At 73.7% G+C, this 18445-nt stretch carries 15 protein-coding genes; 8 read left to right on the top strand and 7 right to left on the bottom strand.

Annotated elements, in window-relative coordinates; translation table 11 throughout:
* Window positions 1-143 precede the first annotated feature (143 nt).
* From valS to ACFO4E_RS23225, 4 genes are all read left to right on the top strand, one after another.
* Window positions 144-2714, top strand: a complete 2571-nt coding sequence (gene valS / locus ACFO4E_RS23240; RefSeq protein ID WP_378578222.1) for a valine--tRNA ligase — start codon at window positions 144-146, stop codon at window positions 2712-2714.
* A gap of 90 nt (window positions 2715-2804) precedes the next feature.
* Window positions 2805-3278, top strand: a complete 474-nt coding sequence (dut, locus tag ACFO4E_RS23235) for a dUTP diphosphatase (protein ID WP_378578220.1) — start codon at window positions 2805-2807, stop codon at window positions 3276-3278.
* 53 nt (window positions 3279-3331) lie between these two features.
* A complete protein-coding gene (locus tag ACFO4E_RS23230; RefSeq protein WP_378578218.1) occupies window positions 3332-4276 on the top strand; it encodes a DUF3710 domain-containing protein in 945 nt (314 codons plus the stop codon).
* 67 nt (window positions 4277-4343) lie between these two features.
* The gene (locus ACFO4E_RS23225) at window positions 4344-4883 is read left to right on the top strand and encodes a GNAT family N-acetyltransferase (protein ID WP_378578216.1); all 540 of its coding nucleotides are present in this window, start codon (window positions 4344-4346) and stop codon (window positions 4881-4883) included.
* A 76-nt stretch (window positions 4884-4959) separates the two neighbouring features.
* On the opposite strand, the gene ACFO4E_RS23220 is transcribed toward ACFO4E_RS23225, so the two are convergent.
* Window positions 4960-6054 (bottom strand): serpin family protein, encoded by a 1095-nt coding sequence (locus ACFO4E_RS23220; RefSeq protein ID WP_378578214.1) that lies wholly within the window; start codon window positions 6052-6054, stop codon window positions 4960-4962.
* A 348-nt stretch (window positions 6055-6402) separates the two neighbouring features.
* Between ACFO4E_RS23220 and ACFO4E_RS23215 the strand changes: the two genes are divergently transcribed.
* On the top strand, window positions 6403-7308 hold the full coding sequence (locus ACFO4E_RS23215) for a DUF3159 domain-containing protein (RefSeq protein WP_378578212.1): 906 nt from the start codon (window positions 6403-6405) through the stop codon (window positions 7306-7308).
* A 36-nt stretch (window positions 7309-7344) separates the two neighbouring features.
* On the opposite strand, the gene ACFO4E_RS23210 is transcribed toward ACFO4E_RS23215, so the two are convergent.
* The gene (locus ACFO4E_RS23210) at window positions 7345-8019 is read right to left on the bottom strand and encodes a potassium channel family protein (protein WP_378578210.1); all 675 of its coding nucleotides are present in this window, start codon (window positions 8017-8019) and stop codon (window positions 7345-7347) included.
* Window positions 8020-8703 carry a potassium channel family protein gene (locus ACFO4E_RS23205; RefSeq protein WP_378578208.1) on the bottom strand — a complete coding sequence of 228 codons (684 nt, stop codon included), beginning with the start codon at window positions 8701-8703 and terminating at the stop codon, window positions 8020-8022.
* A 261-nt stretch (window positions 8704-8964) separates the two neighbouring features.
* On the opposite strand from ACFO4E_RS23205, the gene ACFO4E_RS23200 reads away from it, so the two are divergent.
* On the top strand, window positions 8965-10224 hold the full coding sequence (locus tag ACFO4E_RS23200) for a class I SAM-dependent RNA methyltransferase (RefSeq protein WP_378578206.1): 1260 nt from the start codon (window positions 8965-8967) through the stop codon (window positions 10222-10224).
* Between the two features lie 38 nt (window positions 10225-10262).
* On the opposite strand, the gene ACFO4E_RS23195 is transcribed toward ACFO4E_RS23200, so the two are convergent.
* From ACFO4E_RS23195 to ACFO4E_RS23180, 4 genes are read right to left on the bottom strand one after another with little or no spacing between them, the layout of a single operon-like run.
* Window positions 10263-11834 (bottom strand): hypothetical protein, encoded by a 1572-nt coding sequence (locus tag ACFO4E_RS23195; RefSeq protein WP_378578204.1) that lies wholly within the window; start codon window positions 11832-11834, stop codon window positions 10263-10265.
* The gene (locus ACFO4E_RS23190) at window positions 11831-12742 is read right to left on the bottom strand and encodes an ATP-binding cassette domain-containing protein (RefSeq protein ID WP_378578202.1); all 912 of its coding nucleotides are present in this window, start codon (window positions 12740-12742) and stop codon (window positions 11831-11833) included. The genes ACFO4E_RS23195 and ACFO4E_RS23190 overlap by 4 nt, the downstream gene beginning before the upstream one ends.
* A 23-nt stretch (window positions 12743-12765) precedes the next feature.
* Window positions 12766-13578, bottom strand: a complete 813-nt coding sequence (locus ACFO4E_RS23185; protein ID WP_378578200.1) for a zf-HC2 domain-containing protein — start codon at window positions 13576-13578, stop codon at window positions 12766-12768.
* Window positions 13575-14159, bottom strand: coding sequence for an RNA polymerase sigma factor (locus ACFO4E_RS23180; RefSeq protein ID WP_378578198.1), 585 nt, complete (start codon window positions 14157-14159; stop codon window positions 13575-13577). The genes ACFO4E_RS23185 and ACFO4E_RS23180 overlap by 4 nt, the downstream gene beginning before the upstream one ends.
* A gap of 195 nt (window positions 14160-14354) precedes the next feature.
* On the opposite strand from ACFO4E_RS23180, the gene ACFO4E_RS23175 reads away from it, so the two are divergent.
* Window positions 14355-15284, top strand: coding sequence for an LLM class F420-dependent oxidoreductase (locus tag ACFO4E_RS23175; RefSeq protein WP_378578196.1), 930 nt, complete (start codon window positions 14355-14357; stop codon window positions 15282-15284).
* Between the two features lie 404 nt (window positions 15285-15688).
* Complete coding sequence (gene acnA / locus ACFO4E_RS23170; protein ID WP_378578194.1) at window positions 15689-18415, top strand: aconitate hydratase AcnA; 2727 nt, start codon at window positions 15689-15691, stop codon at window positions 18413-18415.
* Window positions 18416-18445 lie beyond the last annotated feature (30 nt).

Below are 18445 nucleotides of genomic sequence, written 5' to 3'. Positions count from 1 at the left end.
ATACTCCCATGCCGCCGCGCCCGGTGCCCGCGCCCTCGCCAGGGGCCCGGGGCGTCAGGGCCGGTGGCGGGCCGGGCGGGGCGGGCCGCGCCCCCCATGGAAACGGTGAGCGATCAGGGGCGGGCAGCCAATACCATTGCCCCATGACCAACCGCTCTCGTTCCTTCCGCGTGCCCGACAAGCCCTCGCTCGACGGCATCGAGGCGAAATGGGTCGACGTATGGGACGAGTCCGGCGTCTACCGTTTCGACCGCTCCAAGAGCCGCGAGCAGATCTTCTCCATCGACACCCCGCCGCCCACGGTCTCGGGGTCGCTGCACATCGGGCACGTCTTCTCCTACACCCACACCGACACCGTCGCGCGCTTCCAGCGCATGCGCGGGAAGTCGGTCTTCTACCCGATGGGCTGGGACGACAACGGCCTGCCCACCGAGCGCCGGGTGCAGAACTACTACGGTGTCCGCTGCGACCCGTCGGTCCCCTACGACCCCGGCTTCTCGCCGCCCGCCAAGCCCGACCCCAAGCGCCAGGTCCCCATCTCCCGGCGCAACTTCGTCGAGCTGTGCGACCGCCTCACGGTCGAGGACGAGAAGGTCTTCGAGGGCATCTGGCGCCGGCTCGGGCTCAGCGTCGACTGGCGCTACACCTACGCCACGATCGACGACGCCTCGCGGACCGCCGCCCAGCGCGCGTTCCTGCGCAACCTGGCGCGCGGCGAGGCGTACATGGCCGAGGCGCCGACCCTGTGGGACGTCACCTTCCGCACCGCCGTGGCGCAGGCCGAGCTGGAGGACCGCGAGCGCCCCAGCGCCTACCACAAGGTCTCCTTCCACCGCCCCGACGGCGGCACCGTCGAGATCGAGACCACGCGCCCCGAGCTCATCCCCGCCTGCGTGGCGCTGGTGGCCCACCCCGACGACGAGCGCTACGCGGGGCTGTTCGGCTCGACCGTGCGCACCCCGGTCTTCGGTGTCGAGGTCCCGGTCAGGGCGCACCGCCTCGCCGACCCGGAGAAGGGCTCCGGGATCGCCATGATCTGCACCTTCGGCGACACCACCGATGTCACCTGGTGGCGCGAGCTCAATCTGGAGACCCGCCCCATCATCGGCTGGGACGGCCGGATCGTCGCCGAGCCCCCGCCGGGTATCGACTCCGACGACGCCCGCGCGGCCTACGCCGGGCTCGCCGGGGCGACGGTGCACACCGCCCGCGAGCGCGTGGTCGGACTCCTGCGCGCCTCCGGCGACCTGATCGGCGACCCCAAGCCCATCACCCACCCGGTGAAGTTCTACGAAAAGGGCGACAAGCCGCTGGAGATCGTCACCACGCGGCAGTGGTACATCCGCAACGGCGGCCGCGACACCGAGGTGCGCGACGCCCTGCTCGCCCGCGGCGCCGAGCTGACCTGGCACCCCGCGCACATGCGCTCGCGCTACGACCACTGGGTCGGCGGGCTCAACGGCGACTGGCTGATCAGCCGCCAGCGATTCTTCGGCGTGCCCTTCCCGGTCTGGTATCCGCTCGACGCCGACGGCAACCCCGGCTACGACTCCCCGCTGCTGCCCGATGAGGCCGCGCTGCCGGTCGACCCCAGCTCCGAGGCGCCCGCCGGGTACACCGAGGACCAGCGGGGCGTGCCCGGCGGGTTCACCGGCGACCCCGACGTCATGGACACCTGGGCCACCTCCTCGCTGTCGCCGCAGATCGTCGGCGGCTGGGAGCGCGACAACGACCTCTTCGAGCGCGTCTTCCCGATGGACCTGCGCCCCCAGGGCCAGGACATCATCCGCACCTGGCTGTTCTCCACCGTGGTGCGCGCCCACTTCGAGCACGGCAGCCTGCCCTGGCGCACGACCGCGATCTCGGGGTGGATCCTCGACCCCGACCGCAAGAAGATGTCGAAGTCCAAGGGCAACGTCGTCACCCCGATCGACCTGCTGGAGCGGTACAGCTCCGACGCGATCCGCTACTGGGCGGCCAGCGGACGGCTGGGCACCGACACCGCGCTCGACGAGGGCCAGATGAAGGTCGGCCGCCGGCTCTCCATCAAGATCCTCAACGCCAGCAAGTTCGCGCTGTCGGTGGCCGGCGAGGAGACCTCGGCCGACCCCGCCGCGGTCACCGAGCCGCTGGACCGCGCCATGCTCGCCGCGCTGGCCGACGTCGTCGAGGACGCCACCGCCGCCTTCGAGTCCTACGACCACACCCGCGCCCTGGAGCACACCGAGCGGTTCTTCTGGGAGTTCTGCGACGACTACCTGGAACTCGTCAAGGCCCGCGCCTACGACACCGAAACGGCGGCGGGCGCCTCGGCGCGCGGGGCGCTGTTCATCGCGCTGTCGGCGCTGCACCGGCTCTTCGCCCCGTTCCTGCCGTTCGTCGCCGACGAGGTGTGGTCCTGGTGGCGGGACACCTCCGTGCACGCCGAGCCGTGGCCCGACGCCGCGGAGTTCCGGGCCGCCGCCCAGAGCGGCGATCCCGGGGTCCTCAGCGCCACGTCGGCGGTGCTGCGCGCCGTGCGCAAGGCCAAGTCCGAGGCGAAGCTGTCCATGCGCGCCGAGGTCGAGCGCGTGGTCGTCCGCGGCAAGCAGGCGGCCGACGCCCGGGTCGCGGCCGACGACATCGCGGCGGCCGGGCGCGCCGCCGCCCTGGAGTTCGTGGCCGACGACACCGACCTCCGGGTCGACGTCACCCTGCCCGTACCCGCCGAGTGACACCCGCGACGCGCGCGGGCCGCCCCGTCCCGGCGGGGCGGCCCGCGCGTGCGTCCGCCGCGACGGCGGTCCGCGCTAAGCTCGGTGAGTGTGAGTAGCGATACCCTCGGCGGTCGCGTGGAGATCCTGATCCGCCGCCTCGACCCTGATCTGCCCGTCCCCGGTTACGCCCGTCCCGGCGACGCCGGAGCCGACCTCGTCACCGCCGAGGACGCGGTGCTCGACCCCGGGCAGCGGGCGACCGTCCGCACCGGGATCGCGATCGCGCTCCCCGACGGCTACGCGGCGTTCGTCCACCCGCGCTCGGGCCTCGCCGCGCGGCACGGGCTGACCCTCGTCAACGCCCCCGGGACCGTCGATTCCGGGTACCGTGGCGAGATCCGGGTGACCCTGCTCAACACCGACACCGCGGCCCCGGTCAAGCTCACCCGCGGCGACCGCATCGCGCAGCTGGTCGTCCAGCGGGTCGAGTACGCGATCTTCCGCGAGGTCGGGGACCTGCCCGATTCCGTGCGCGGCACGGACGGCTTCGGATCCACCGGCGGCCACGCGGCACACAGATGAGGACCACGGGCCCCGGCGCCACCGGGGCCCGGCTATGGGGAGAGGTGTGAGGCGTGTTCGGACGCCGACGCAAGAAGAACGACGGGGCCGGCGCCGCCGACACCGCCGAGGTCGTCGAACGGCGGAGCGCGCCGCCCGAGCCCGAGAAGGAGGCCGACCGCCACCGGGCCGCGGGCCCCTGGGACGCCTCCGAGGACGCTCCCGACGTGCGCCGGATGGATCTGGGGGCGATCCGGGTGCCGATCCAGCCCGGCACGGAGATCCAGGTGAACGTCGCCAACCAGCGGGGCCAGGGCAGCCGGCGCGGCCAGCAGATCATCGGCGTCACCCTGATCCAGGGCAACTCCGCGCTCCAGATCCAGCCGTTCGCCGCCCCCAAGTCCAGCGGGGTGTGGGACGAGCTGCGCGACGAATTGCGCAGCCAGGTCACCGGGCAGGGCGGCAAGGTCGAGGACTTCGACGGTGCGTTCGGCACCGAGCTGCGCGCGGTCGTCCCCGTCGAGGGGCGCAAGAACGAGCAGGGCCACCAGCTCGGCCAGCGGGTGCGGTTCATCGGTGTTGACGGGCCGCGCTGGGTGCTGCGGGGGGTGGTCCGCGGCGACGCGGCCGTCAAGCCCGAGGCCATGGCGGCGATCGACGCGCTGTTCCAGGGTGTGGTGGTGGTCCGCGGCGACAGCCCGGTCCCCCCGCGCGACCTGCTGGAGATCACCGTCCCGCCGGAGGTCCAGAAGTCCCTGGCCGCTTCGGGCGGCCGCACCGCTGCGCCCCAGGCCGACCCGGCGGTCCAGCCGCCCGGCCCCGGCCCCGCCGCGCCCCCGCCGGCCGACCCCGCCTCGGCCACCCCCGACCCGGGCATCCCGGCGCCGCCGGCGGACCAGGACGAGCCCGGCACCGTGGACGCCGACCGCGCCGAGCCCGGTGGTTCCGGGTCGGCCGCCGCCGACTCGTCCGGGTCGTCCGGCGGCGACTCCGGCGGCGGCGGAGGCGGCGGGTTCTGACCCGCGGCCGGGCGCCCCGCCGGAAAAACCCGTTGCGGGGCGTACCGGGAAGGATCAGCATCTCTCCATGCTGATCAGACGCGAGACACCCGATGACATCCCCGCCATCCGGGCGGTCACGGCCGCCGCGTTCGCGGGGGCCGAGCATTCCGCTCCGCCCGCGGAGCCGGGCGGGGATCCCGGCGAGGCGACGCTCGTGGGGCGGCTGCGGGCCGATCCCGGGTGGATCCCGGAGCTGTCCCTGGTCGCGGTCGAGTCCGGCGGCGGGGTGGTGGGCCACGTCGTGTGCACCCGGGGCGCGGTGGGCGACCTCCCGGCCCTGGGGCTGGGGCCGGTGAGCGTCGACCCCGGCCACCAGGGGGCGGGCGTGGGGTCGGCGCTGATGCACGCGGTGCTGGGCGCCGCCGACGCGCTCGGCGAGCCCCTGGTGGCGCTGCTCGGCGAGCCCGCGTTCTACGCGCGCTTCGGCTTCCGCCCGGCCGCCGACCACGGCGTGGTCGCGCCGGACGCCTCGTGGGGCGCCTACTTCCAGGTGCGCACGCTCACCGCGCACACCGACGCGATGGCGGGCACCTTCCGCTACGCTGCCCCGTTCGGCCGCATCTGACCGCTCCCGCGCCGCGGAGCGGGGCGGCCGGAGGTGCGGTACCCCGCCCGCCCCGGACCAAGGGCGGCCGCTCCGCTCAGCCGGCGGGACCCGGGTCGACCGGGTCGGCCACGATGCCCAGGAAGAGGACCGCCGCGCGGCGGCGCAGGACGAATCCGAAGGGGCGGTCGGCCGTGAAGCCCACCGGCGGCGCGGGCACCATCGCCGCCGTGGGCATGAGCACGGCGGTCGCGGCGGCGCCCTCGGCGCCCTTCTCGTCGACCCGCAGCCGCGCCTCGTGCACGACCTGGTCGATGCGCAGCGGGTGCTCCGAGATACCGCTGAGGTCGGCGGAATCGGTGAAGACCGTGCCCGCCCCGAGCGCGGCGACCGCGGGGGCGAGTTCGGCCCGGTGGGTGAGGTCGAACCGGGGGAGCGCGAGTGCGACCTCGGTGGGGGCGGCCGCGCGGTACAGCGCGGTCAGGGTGTCGGCCTCGGGGAGAGGGGCGGCGCCGGGATCGTCGGGCAGCAGGATGTCGAGCGCGAGGTCGTCGCCGCCCGGCAGGGTGGCCATGCGCCACCCGGCGGTCTGCGCCAGGGGCATCCGCGCGCGGCGGCGCATCATCGGCAGCGAGCGGGTGCCCCTGGGGGCGTGGAAGTCGAGGTCGCGGGTCTCGGCGGGGTCGAAGGGGACGACCCACCGCATCCGCACCCACAGGGCGTTGGCCAGCAGCGCCTGCGTGCCGGTGTCGATCCCGCCGGGCGGCAGCAGTTCGGGGATGAGGTCGCGGGTGGCCTTGGCGATGAAGCCGTTGACCGTTCGGCGCACGGATTCGGGGGCGCCGGCGAAGTCGGCCGTGTGGACGGCGGAGCCGGGGCGGGCGCGCAGGGCGGCCTCGAACCCGGGGCGCAGCGTCAGGGTGTCGCGGACCCACAGGCCGGTGGCGGTGGCGAGTTCGGGGCCGCCGGTGACGGCGTCGTCGAGCGCCGCGAGTTCGGCGTCGATGTCGCCGCCCAGGAGGCGGGCGAGCTCGTCGCGCGTGGTCCCGCGGGCGCCGGTGGCCACCAGGCCCAGTGCGCCGGCGACGGAGTAGGGCGACCACACCAGCCCGGTGCCGGGGGACCGCGCGGCGATCCGGGACTGCAACCGCGAGGCGAATCCGAGGTGGTCGGGGCGCAGGGACACTCGCATCGGGCTCTCCCAGCCGTGGCGGTGGCGGTCTGCGGCCAGCCTACGCGACGGGTTCCGGGTGTGCCGAGCGCAGTGGAGCAGACCGCCGGCGGGGTTCACAGGCGCTCGGCGCCATCCCGCCGCGGACACGGCGAGCGCCCTCCTCGAACCGCTTCACGGGACCGTCAGGAGGGGCCGCCCGGTCGACCGGCCTCGTCCCGCGGGCGCGCCGCCCGGCCCGCGCCCGAAGCGCTCACCGGGGGAGCGGCGGTCGCGACGGGCGCGCCCCGTGCGGCGTGGAAGGATCCCCGTGCCGAGGGTCGGTGACCTAGGGTGGGAAGGACATCCGATGCCGAATTCTGGAGCAGCATGACCGAGCAGCAGCGGTCCGTCGACGCGGCCGCAAACGGGGCCGGCGGCCGCGCACCCGACCCCTCGGGTCCGGCCCGCGAGGGCTCCGGCGCCGCTGCGGCGCCGCAGGCCGCCGCGTCGGACGGGCAGCGCGGGCGGCCCGGTCGGGCGGACCACGAGGAGCACGAGGAGCACGAGGGGCGCGAAGGGCACGAAGGGCAGGACCGCCCCGGCGGCGACGCCACCGCCGAGGCGCCGGTCTCGGAGGACACCGTCGAGGCGGTGGTCCGGGGGCAGCTCGCCAAGGCGCTGGGCGGCAAGCGCGGCATGGTCGAAGCGGCGATCCCCACCCTGACCTTCACCGTCACCTACATGATCGCCCAGGATCTCCGGCTGGCCCTGGCGCTGGGGGTCGGCTTCTCGGTCCTGCTCGCCGTCGCCCGGCTCGTGCAGCGCTCCTCGGTGCAGTTCGTCGTCAACAGCCTCTTCGGCATCGGCATCGCCGCGGTCTTCGCGCTCCGCAGCGGCAACGCCGAGGACTTCGCGCTGCCCGGCATCATCTACAACGCCGTCTACGCGGCGGTGCTGACCCTATCGATCGTCGTCCGCTGGCCCGCCATCGGCCTGCTGATCGGCGCCGTCACCGGCGACCCCACGGGGTGGCGGGAGAACCCCGCCGTTGTCCGGCTCAGCTCCCGGCTGACCTGGCTGCTCATCCTGCCGTGCGTCGTCCGCGTGGCCGTGCAGCTGCCCCTCTGGGCCGCCGAGTCGTTCGGGATCGCCAACACCTTCGCGTGGCTCGGCGTCTCCAAGATCGCCATGGGCTGGCCGCTCCAGGTCGCGGCCCTGGCCGCCATGGTCTGGCTGCTCACCCGCGGCCGCACCCCGATGGAGACCGCCGGCCCCCCGCCCCGAAGCGCATGACCGGCCGGCCGGACCCGAACGGCTCCGGCGGTCCTCCTACGCGCCCGGCGCGAGCAGGGTGTCGAGTTCGTCCACCGAATCCGCGCTGCTGAGGAAGACGAGGTCGTCACCCGGGGCCAGCAGGGTGTCGGGGGACGGCGGGCGCACGCCGCCGCCGCGCACCACCGCGACCAGGACGATGCCCTCGGGCAGCTCCGTCAGCAGGTCGCGCACGTGCCGTCCGGCGTGCGGGGATTCCGGGGGAAGGGTGAATTCCAGCAGGTCGGTCTCCGGCAGCGCCGGATCCCGCGCATCCGGTCCGTCCTCCGCCTCCTCCGCGACGGGCTCGTCGACCAGCGCCGCGATGAGCCGCGGCGGCGACACCGCAACGTCCACGCCCCACGCGTCGGTGAACAGCCACTCGTTGCGCGGATCGTTGATCCGCGCGATCACCCGCCCCACTCCGAACTCCCGCTTGGCCAGCAGCGACACCACCAGGTTCACCTTGTCGTCGCCGCTCGCGGCGACCACGGCGTCGAAGTCGGCCAGCCGGGCGTCCTCCAGCGAGGCCAGTTCGCAGGCGTCGGCCAGCAGCCATTCCGCCCGCGGCAGCTCGTCCACGCCGATGGCCCGGGTGGCGCGGTCGATCAGCAGCACTTCGTGTCCGCTGTCACTCAGCTCGGCGGCGATGGAGCGCCCGACGCCGCCCGCCCCCGCGATCGCGACCCGCATCTACCGGCCCTGCCTCTCCCCGTCGCGGGCGCCCAGCCGCGCCCTCAGCCCCTGGGCGTCGGCGGCGCGCACGAGGACGTGCAGCACGTCGCCCGCGCGCAGCGCCTCATCGCCGCGCGGCAGCAGGATCTCCCCGCCGCGCACCACGTAGGCCACGCGTACCTGCGCGGCGGCCTCCAGCCGTTCCACCCGGTGGTCCACCCAGTCGGCGGTCACCGGGGCCTCGGTCATCACGAGGGTGCCCGAGGGGTCGCGCCACAGCGGACCCACGTCCAGCCCCGCCGACCCCGGGACGAGCCGGCGCAGGATGGTGTCGGCGGTCCAGTGCACGGTGCCCACCGTGGGGATGCCCAGCCGCTGGTAGACCTCGGCGCGCCGCGGGTCGTAGATGCGCGCCACCACGTTCTCGACCCCGAAGGTCTCCCGGGCCACCCGAGCGGAGATGATGTTGGAGTTGTCACCGCTGCTCACGGCGGCGAACGCCGACGCCGTCGCGATGCCGGCGGCCGCCAGGACGTCGCGGTCGTGCCCCACGCCGCGGACCGCGGCCTGCGCCGTGGCCGGCCGCAGCCGCCGGAACGCGTCGGGGTCCTGGTCGATCACGGCGACCGTGTGTCCCATGTCCTCCAGTGTGTGCGCGAGCGTCGACCCCACCCGCCCGCAGCCCAATATGACGATGTGCACCGGCCATCCGCTCCCGAGTGAGTCCGCGTCCGCGGGGACGCGGCGCCCCGCACCCGTCCCGTCAGACGTCTACCCAACCACGGATCAGGCCCGGGCGTTCCCCGCCCCCGCATCCGGCGGGCGGCCGAGGGCGCGGGCTTCGGGCAGCGCCGGGCCCCGGGACGGCCGTCCTCGGCTAGAGTTACCGCTGATGGGCGGTGGCTGTACGCGGGGGTCACCTGCGCGATGCCCGACAGCCCCGTCCACCGGAGGTTCACGTCCATGAGCAGAATCGGTCACCACCTGGAATTGCGGGTCGACAACGTCGCGCACGGCGGGTGGTGTGTGGGGCGCCACGACGACCAGGTCGTCTTCGTCCGCCACGCCCTTCCCGGCGAGCGCGTCCGCGTCCGTGTCACCGAGGAGACCGCGCGGTTCCTGCGCGCCGACGCCGTCGACATCCTGGAGCCCTCGCCCGACCGGGTCGAGCCGCCGTGCCGCTTCGCCGGCCCCGGCCGCTGCGGCGGATGCGACTGGCAGCACGCCTCGCTGCCCGCGCAGCGCCGGATCAAGGCGCAGGTCGTCGCCGAGCAGCTGCGCCGCATCGCCGGCATCGAGCGCGACGTCGACGTCGAAGAGCTTCCCGGCACACCCGACGGCCTGGGCTGGCGCACCCGTGTGCGGTTCGCGGTCGACGCCTCGGGCGCGGCCGGGCTGCGGCGGCACCGCTCCCACGAACTGGAGCACGTCGACGCCTGTGCCATCGCCCACCCCGAGGTCGACCGGCTGGGCGTCACCGACCTGGAGTGGCCCTCGATCGCCGAGGTCGAGACCGTGGTGTCGGGCAGCACCAAGGACAGCGCCGTGATCGTCACGCCGCGCGGGACCAAGCTGCCCGCCCTGCCCGCCCCGAAGGCGTCGGCCGCCGTCCTGCGCCGGTTCAAGGGCGGCAAGACCCAGTCGGTACGGGGCCGCCGCGGTATCCGCGAGAACGTGGGCGGCCGGGAGTTCCGGGTGAGCGCCGGCGGGTTCTGGCAGGTGCACCCCGCCGCCGCGCAGGTCCTCACCGACGCCGTCCTCGACGCCCTTGAGCCGAAGCCGGGCGAGACCGTGCTCGACCTCTACTGCGGGGCGGGCCTGTTCACCGCCCCCCTGGCCGAGGCCGTGGGCGCCGAGGGCCGGGTCCTGGGGGTCGAGAGCAACCCCGAGGCCGTCCGCGACGCCCAGCACAACCTGCGCGACGTGCCGTGGGCGCGGGTGGAGCGTGCCGATGTGGCCACCCAGCTGCGCGAATGGGTCGACATGCGGGTGGACGTCGCCGTGGTCGACCCGCCGCGGGCCGGCGTGGGCCGCGCGGTGGCCGAGCAGCTCGCCGAGCTGCGCAACCGCCGGGTCGCCTACGTCTCCTGCGACCCCGCGACCCTGGCCCGCGACATCGCGGCCTTCGTCGGTGCCGGGTACACGCTCACGTCCCTGCGCGCCTTCGACGCCTTCCCCATGACCCACCACGTGGAGTGCCTGGCGGTGCTGGACCGGGGCTAGCCGCCGGCGGCCGGCCGTGCGTCGACCCTGCGCCGCCGTCACCGGCAGGGCCGGACGGCGCGCATCCGCGGGACCGGGTTCTCCTCGTCGGGCGACTCGAACTCCGAATCGGGGATCGCGGTGCCGCGGAAGGGGGCCAGCAGCGCGTCGGCGTGCTTGAGGTCCATGGCGGTGACCTCCACCCCGAGGAGGCCGGCCGCCTGTTCCGGGGTGGTGGCGGGGGCGACGAGCCGGTCCCAGTTCCGGTGCAGCGCCGCGATGACCTCGTCGTCGGGCGTCTGGGACAGCGCCACGGCGAGCGCGATGTCGAACGTGTGGATGATGGCGCGGTTCTCGTAGGCCGGGTAGACCAGGTCCCGGTAGCCCTCGATGCCGTAGGTCGTCAGCCACAGGTACACCGGGAGCCGGGCCTGCCCGGTGAGTTTGCACGAGTAGAAGCGGTACTCCGGGGCGCCGAGCGCCACGAGGGCCACCTGGTCGGCGAGGTCGACCCGCTGCTCGGGCCGCTCGCTCCAGACGGCTCCGGGGTCGGCCATGCCTTCGGGGGGCCATGTGTCGCCCTCGCTCAGCGGCGGCCACGCCACCACCTGCCGCACGACCGGCAGCCGGTCGTGCTCGGTCTCCGGCACGGCTCGGACCACCGGCTCGACGGCCTCCCGCCAGTAGGGGATCCAGTGCTCGTACCCCTCGTAGGAGCAGTAGGTGACGGCGGTGGGGGTCTGGCACACCCGGCCGGTGTCGGGGGCGGCCATGTCGGCCCACTTCCGGGGGCCGACCCCCAGGAGCTCCCCGTAGCCGAACTGCGCGCTGAACGTCACCGCCGACCCGGTGACGCAGACCGCGGCGGCCAGGGCGATGACGCCGGTGTCCCGCCGTCCCCGGCGGTGGCGCAGCAGCGCCAGGGTCGCGATGGCCCCCAGCAGCAGGAGTACGTAGGCGAGGTGGATGGGCGCGATCCCCCACACGCCGGGATCGTAGACGCCGGCCGGCTGGACGAGGGCGTCGGGCAGCCCGTAGACCTGGTCCACCAGGGGGACGGTGATGAAGCGCGCCGCCCCGAAGGCCACGGTGGCGACGGCGGTGGCGATCATGGCGACCCGCGAGCGCGTCCACAGCCCGGCGAGGACGCCGAGCGCGCCCCCCGCCATCGGCAGGATCAGGGGGACGGTGAACGCGGCCGCGCTGGTACCCCCCGCGATCGCCACCGGGCCCTGGGGGATGAGCAGGACCGCGAACGAGAGCGCCCCCGTCAGGCCGCCGACGAGGACGGTCGCGGCCAGCAGCGCCGCGACGCGCGCCCTGCGGCCCAACGGGGCGACGACGGAGTGGCCGTGGCGGGCCTCGCGCAGCGCGAGGGGGAAGGCGGCGAAGAACATCCCCGCCGAGATGTACTTCGCGCAGGACACCATGTCGTCGACGACGGCGCCCCAGGTCGGCAGCGAGTCCGACGGCCGCATGGTCCACAGGTGGAAGGCGTCCGAGCCGAGCGTGCCCGCGGCCGTGAAGCCGACGACGGTCACCAGGGCGAAGGCGATCGCGACGTACAGCAGGGGGCTGCGCGCCAGGCGCAGCGACTCGAAGCCGACCAGCCGGAGGAAGGACGCCGTCATGGCCGGTCCGGAGCGGCTGCGCCGGCGGACCCGGTGAGGATCAGGTAGCCGTCCTCCAGAGTGGGGGCCACCGGCTCGGCGGACCCCTCGTAGCCCTGCGGCGGCTCCGTCGAGTTCGGGGTGAGGACCCGGTAGCGGCCGTCGGGGCTGCGCCAGGTCGTGGTGCCCCCGATGGGGCGCTCGGGCAGTGACCACACCCGGCCCCGCGCCCCGGCGGTCAGCTCGGCCGGGGTCCCGGCGAAGACGAGCCGCCCCTCGTCGAGGACGAGCACCCGCGTGCACAGCGCCGCGACGTCCTCGATCTGGTGGGTGGACAGCACCGCGGTTCGCGTGGTGGCGAACTCCGCGATCAGGTCGCGGAAGCGGATGCGCTGCTCGGGGTCGAGCCCGATCGTGGGCTCGTCGAGCAGCAGCAGGCGGGGGTCGCCGAGCAGCGCCCCCGCCAGGGCCAGGCGCTGGCGCATGCCGCCGGACAGCCGGCGGATGCGGCTGTGCCGGCGGTCGTAGAGCGCGACCGCCGCCAGCACCCGGCGCACTTCGTCGTGGCGGGCGCGACGCCCGCCCAGCTCCTTGAGCACGGCGAGGTAGTCGAGCAGGCCGAACGCCGTGAAGTGCGGGTACAGCGACGGGTTCTGCGGCAGGTGGCCGAGCTGGCGGCGGATCGTCGTCCGGTCGGCGGTGGTGGCCGCGGACCGTCCGAAGATCCGCAGCTCGCCCGCCCCGGGGTCGAGGTCGGTCGCCAAACAGCGCAGGAGGGTGGTCTTGCCGGCGCCGTTGCGGCCGAGCAGGCCCGTGACACCGTTGCCGATGTCCAGGGTCAGGTCGTTCAGCGCGGTGTGCAGTCCGAAGCGCTTGGTCAGGCCGCGGGCGGTCACGGTGGTGCCCGTCGGCGCGCTCGTCGTCGGCATCGGTGGTCGGTCTTTTCCAGGGGTCAGGCGCGCTTGGCGCGGATGATGACGATCAGGTAGAGCGAGACGGTGGCGGTGAGCGCGACCGCCCACGCCGCCTGGGCCTCGGGCGCGAAGAAGTGCGCGGGCGCGGCCTGGCGCTCGGCGGTGCTGATGGCGAGGGCGGCCAGCCACCCCCCGCCGATCATCGCGCTCGAGACACCGAGGTTGAGCCACCGGCTCAGGGCCAGGGACCCCGCGACCAGGGTGAGCGCCGGCAGCAGCCAGGCCACCGGCCCCCACTCGGCGGGCCCCTTGCCGGGCAGCAGCAGCGCCGCGACCGTGCACAGGACCAGAGCGGGGACCAGGACGGCCAGGGCGCGGACGAACAACAGGCGCTGCCCCGCCATGGGGGTGACGCCGGTGAACTCGTGCGCGGGGTCGACCGTGCGCCCGTAGGCCAGCGCCACCCCGCCCAGGGGCAGGACCGGGGCCAGGAAGTAGAACAGCAGCGACCCGCCGTGCACCGTGTAGGCGGTGGCCACCGCGCAGCCCAGCACGGCCACCATCGCCACCAGCCAGGCGCGGTAGAGCGCGGGGGTGGCCACGAGCAGCCGGGCGGTGGCCTCGTTGATGCCGACCGCCGTCAGCAGGCGCTCCAGCAGACCGCGGCGCGGCCGGTCGACGATGTCGCGCAGGTCGGCCCAGCTCGATTCGAGCCAGTCGTCGTCGCCGGGCAGGGCCGCCCGGCAGATGGCACAGTGCATGAGGTGGGCTTCGGCTGACATGGCGATCGCGTCGTCCGCGTTTCCGGTCGAGTAGTCGGTGAGTTGCCGGGAAGTGAGGTGCCAGGTCATGTCAGCTGCTCCCGGAGCTTGGCCTTGGCGCGCATGACGCGCGTCTTGACGGTTCCTTCGGGGACACCGAGGATCTGCGCGGCCTCGCGGACGGTGAGTCCGTCGAGGATCGTGGCCTGGAGGGCCTTGCGCAGTTCGGGGGAGAGGTTGTTGAGCGCCATCCCCAGGGGGCCGTGCTCGATCCTCAGCAGCACCAGGTCCTCGGCGGACGCCTCGCCGATCGGCTCGTAGGGTTGTGGGTCGGCCTCGGCGATCCAGCGGTTGGCGCTCTTGCGGATCTGGCTGATGAGCTGGCGGATCGCGATCGTCCAGATCCAGGCTCCGGCGTCGCCGTCGGCCGTGCGCGGGGTGAAGGAGCCCGCGTTGCGCCAGACGGCCAGGAACGTCTCCTGGACCGCCGCGTCGACCAGATCGGGGTCGGAACATCGGTAGCGCAGCCGGGCGCGCAGCCATGGGGCGTGGCGGCGGTGCAGGATCTCCAGCGCCGCGGTCTCACCGGATGCGACCGCTGCCAGGAGTTCGGCGTCCGAACCGGCGGGATCGTAGTCGGGCGCGCGCTTGGCGCGGCGGAACAACTTCACGGTGCTCTTATCGCGGGATCGGGGGCGTTCGGTTCACGGTTCGGCGGATCTCGATCTCCACGACGCTATCCCGTCGCGGGACCCGGCCGCGCCCCGGGCGGCGGTGTCCGGCCTGCGAAAGGAGACGCGGGCACGACGCCCCCGGCGGGGAGCGCGGGTTCGGCACCGGGGGTGGGGCGGGGGAGAATGGGGCGCATGCGTTTGAGGATTTTCACCGAGCCGCAGCAGGGCGCGTCCTATGACACGCTCTTGGCGGTGGCCAAGGCGACCGAGGACCTTTCGTTCGACGCTTTTTTCCGGTCGGACCACTACTTGCACATGGGCGACGTCGACGGCCTGCCCGGGCCGACCGACGCCTGGATCACACTGGCCGGGCTGGCGCGGGAGACCTCCCGGGTGCGCCTGGGCACGCTGATGACGGCGGCGACGTTCCGGCACCCCGGGCCGCTGGCGATCAGCGTCGCGCAGGTGGACCGGATGAGCGGCGGGCGGGTGGAGCTGGGCTTCGGCGCCGGGTGGTTCGAGGCCGAGCACACGGCCTACGGCATCCCGTTCCCGGCGTCGGCGCGCGAGCGGTTCGACCGCTTCGAGGAGCAGCTCGACGTCATCACCGGGCTGTGGGGGACCCCGCTCGGCGAGACGTTCGACTACGAGGGCCGCCACTACCGGCTCTCGGGGGCGCCCGGCCTGCCCAAGCCGTCCCAGCCGCGCCCGCCGGTGCTGATCGGCGGAACGGGGCCCACGCGCACCCCGCGGCTGGCCGCGGCGCACGCCGACGAGTACAACGTCCCGTTCTCGTCGGTCGAGGACACCGCCGCCGCTTTCGAGCGCACCCGGTCGGCGGTGAAGGCCGCCGGCCGGACCGCGCCGATGGTGTACTCGGCCGCGCAGGTGCTGTGCTGCGGGCGCGACGACGCCGAGGTCGCCCGGCGCGCCGAGGCGATCGGGCGGGCGCCGGAGGAGCTGCGGCGGAACGGTCTGGCGGGCACCCCGGAGGAGCTGGTCGACAAGATCGGCCGGTTCGCGGAGATCGGCGCCGAGCGCGTGTACCTCCAGGTGCTCGACCTGACCGACCTCGACCACCTGGAACTGGTCGCCGCGCAGGTGGCCCCCCAGGTGGCATAGCGGCGCGCCGCGCACGCCCGCGCCGCACCCGGCCTCAGGGTGCGGCGCGGGCGGCGTTTCCGGAGGCGGATAGCTTGATATCGAGATACCTGTCAGATAGCTTGATATCGAGATAAAACAGAATCACTGGGCGCGCCGCGACGAGGACGGTTCCCCCGGCCGGCGCCGCCGTGGCGGCGCTCCGCGGGCCGAGCGGGAAACCCCGAGCGTGTGAGGTTGGCGGCTGCCGCCCCGGGTAGCCGCGCAGACGGGCCCGGACCGGCAACGGATACGGCGCCGGCACGCCGCACGATGGTCCGGCCGCGCTCTGCGGGTCATCTGCTTAGGGCAGCCTCAGTGATGTCCCGGCACCCCTGTTACGGCAGGATGCTGGGAGAAAGTGGCGAGATCAGGAGGCAATCACCGTGTCCGCGAACAGCTTCGGCAGCCGTGACACGCTCCGCGTTGGCGACGAGTCGTATGAGATCTTCCGCCTGGACGCCGTCGACGGCGCCGGGCGTCTTCCCTACAGCCTGAAGGTGTTGCTGGAGAACCTCCTGCGCACCGAGGACGGCTCGAACGTCACCGCCGAGCACATCCGGGCCCTCGGCAACTGGGACCCCCAGGCCCAGCCGAACCAGGAGATCCAGTTCACCCCCGCGCGGGTGATCATGCAGGACTTCACCGGCGTCCCGTGCGTCGTCGACCTCGCCACCATGCGCGAGGCCGTCAACGACCTCGGGGGCGACGCGGACAAGATCAACCCCTTGGCCCCCGCCGAGCTGGTGATCGACCACTCCGTGATCGTCGACGTCTTCGGCCGTCCCGACGCCTTCGAGCGCAACGTCGAGATCGAGTACGAGCGCAACCGCGAGCGCTACCAGTTCCTGCGCTGGGGCCAGACCGCCTTCGACGAGTTCAAGGTCGTCCCGCCCGGCACCGGGATCGTCCACCAGGCCAACATCGAGCACCTGGCCCGCGTCGCCATGGTCCGCAACGGCCAGGTCTACCCCGACACCTGTGTGGGCACCGACTCCCACACCACCATGCAGAACGGCCTGGGCATCCTGGGCTGGGGCGTGGGCGGCATCGAGGCCGAGGCGGCCATGCTCGGCCAGCCGATCTCCATGCTCATCCCGCGCGTGGTCGGCTTCAAGCTGACCGGCGAGCTCGCGCCCGGCACCACCGCAACCGACCTGGTGCTGACCATCACCGAGATGCTGCGCAAGCACGGCGTCGTCGGCAAGTTCGTGGAGTTCTACGGCGACGGCGTCGCCGCCGTGCCGCTGGCCAACCGCGCCACCATCGGCAACATGAGCCCGGAGTTCGGTTCCACCGCCGCGATCTTCCCGATCGACGACGAGACCGTCCGGTACATGAAGCTCACCGGCCGCAGCGCCGCCCAGACCGCGCTCGTCGAGGCCTACGCCAAGGAGCAGGGCCTCTGGCACGACGCCGCCCACGAGCCGGTCTACTCCGAGTACCTGGAGCTCGACCTCTCCGAGGTCGTGCCCTCCATCGCCGGCCCCAAGCGCCCGCAGGACCGCATCGCCCTGTCGGCCGCCAAGCCGACCTGGCGCCACGACGTCGGCAACTACGTCTCGGACCCGGTCGAGGAGTCCAGCGACGAGTCCTTCCCGGCCTCCGACGCGCCCTCGCACTCCGCCAACGGCGACCAGCGCCCGCACCGGCCGGTCAAGGTCACCCTGGCCGACGGCACCGAGACCGAGATCGACCACGGCGCCGTGGTGATCGCCGCGATCACCTCCTGCACCAACACGTCCAACCCGTCGGTCATGCTCGGCGCCGCGCTGCTCGCCAAGAACGCCGTCGAGAAGGGCCTGACGCGCAAGCCGTGGGTCAAGACCTCGCTCGCGCCCGGGTCCAAGGTCGTCACCGACTACTACGAGCGCTCCGGCCTCACGCCCTACCTGGACAAGCTCGGGTTCAACCTGGTCGGCTACGGCTGCACCACCTGCATCGGCAACTCAGGGCCGCTGCCCGAGGAGATCTCCACCGCCGTCCAGAACAACGACCTCGCGGTCACCGCGGTCCTCTCCGGCAACCGCAACTTCGAGGGCCGGATCAACCCCGACGTCAAGATGAACTACCTCGCGTCGCCGCCGCTGGTCGTGGCCTACGCGCTGGCCGGCTCGCTGGACGTCGACATCACCACCGAGCCGCTGGGCACGGGGACCGACGGCCGGCCGGTGTACCTCGCCGACATCTGGCCCTCGCCCGAGGACGTCCAGACCGTCATGGACGGGGCGATCGCCTCCGACATGTACGAGTCCGCCTACGCCGACGTCTTCGCCGGCGACGAGCGGTGGCGCTCGCTGCCGACCCCGACCGGCGCCACCTTCGAATGGGCGGAGGACTCCACCTACGTCCGCAAGCCCCCGTACTTCGAGGGCATGGCCACGACCCCGGCCCCGGTCACCGACATCTCCGGTGCGCGCGTCCTCGCCAAGCTCGGCGACTCGGTCACCACCGACCACATCTCGCCGGCCGGCGCCATCAAGCCGGGCACCCCGGCCGCCGACTACCTCAAGGGGCACGGCGTCGAGCGCAGGGACTTCAACTCCTACGGGTCCCGGCGGGGCAACCACGAGGTGATGATCCGCGGCACGTTCGCCAACATCCGCCTGCGCAACCAGATCGCGCCGGGCACGGAGGGCGGCTACACCCGCGACTTCACCCAGGAGGGCGCCCCGGTGTCCTTCATCTACGACGCGGCGCAGAACTACGCGGCGCAGGGCACCCCGCTGGTGGTGCTCGGCGGCAAGGAGTACGGATCCGGCTCCTCGCGCGACTGGGCGGCCAAGGGCACCAGCCTGCTGGGCGTCCGCGCGGTGATCACCGAGTCCTACGAGCGCATCCACCGGTCCAACCTGATCGGCATGGGCGTGCTTCCGCTCCAGTTCCCGCAGGGGCAGTCGGCGGACTCCCTCGGCCTCACCGGTGAGGAGACCTTCTCCATCACCGGGGTCACCGAGCTGAACGAGGGCCGCATCCCCGCCACGGTGAAGGTGACCACGGAGACCGGTGTCGAGTTCGACGCCGATGTCCGCATCGACACCCCCGGCGAGGCCGACTACTACCGCAACGGCGGCATCCTCCAGTACGTGCTCCGCCAGCTCATCGCGGAGTAGCCGGGGCCACCGGCCCGCCTTGGGCCCACC

This window comes from Nocardiopsis mangrovi (assembly GCF_042653925.1).
In the GTDB taxonomy this organism is placed as follows: domain Bacteria; phylum Actinomycetota; class Actinomycetes; order Streptosporangiales; family Streptosporangiaceae; genus Nocardiopsis_B; species Nocardiopsis_B mangrovi.
Note: the sequence above shows the minus strand (reverse complement) of the source record. Positions and strands in the feature narration are given on the sequence as shown.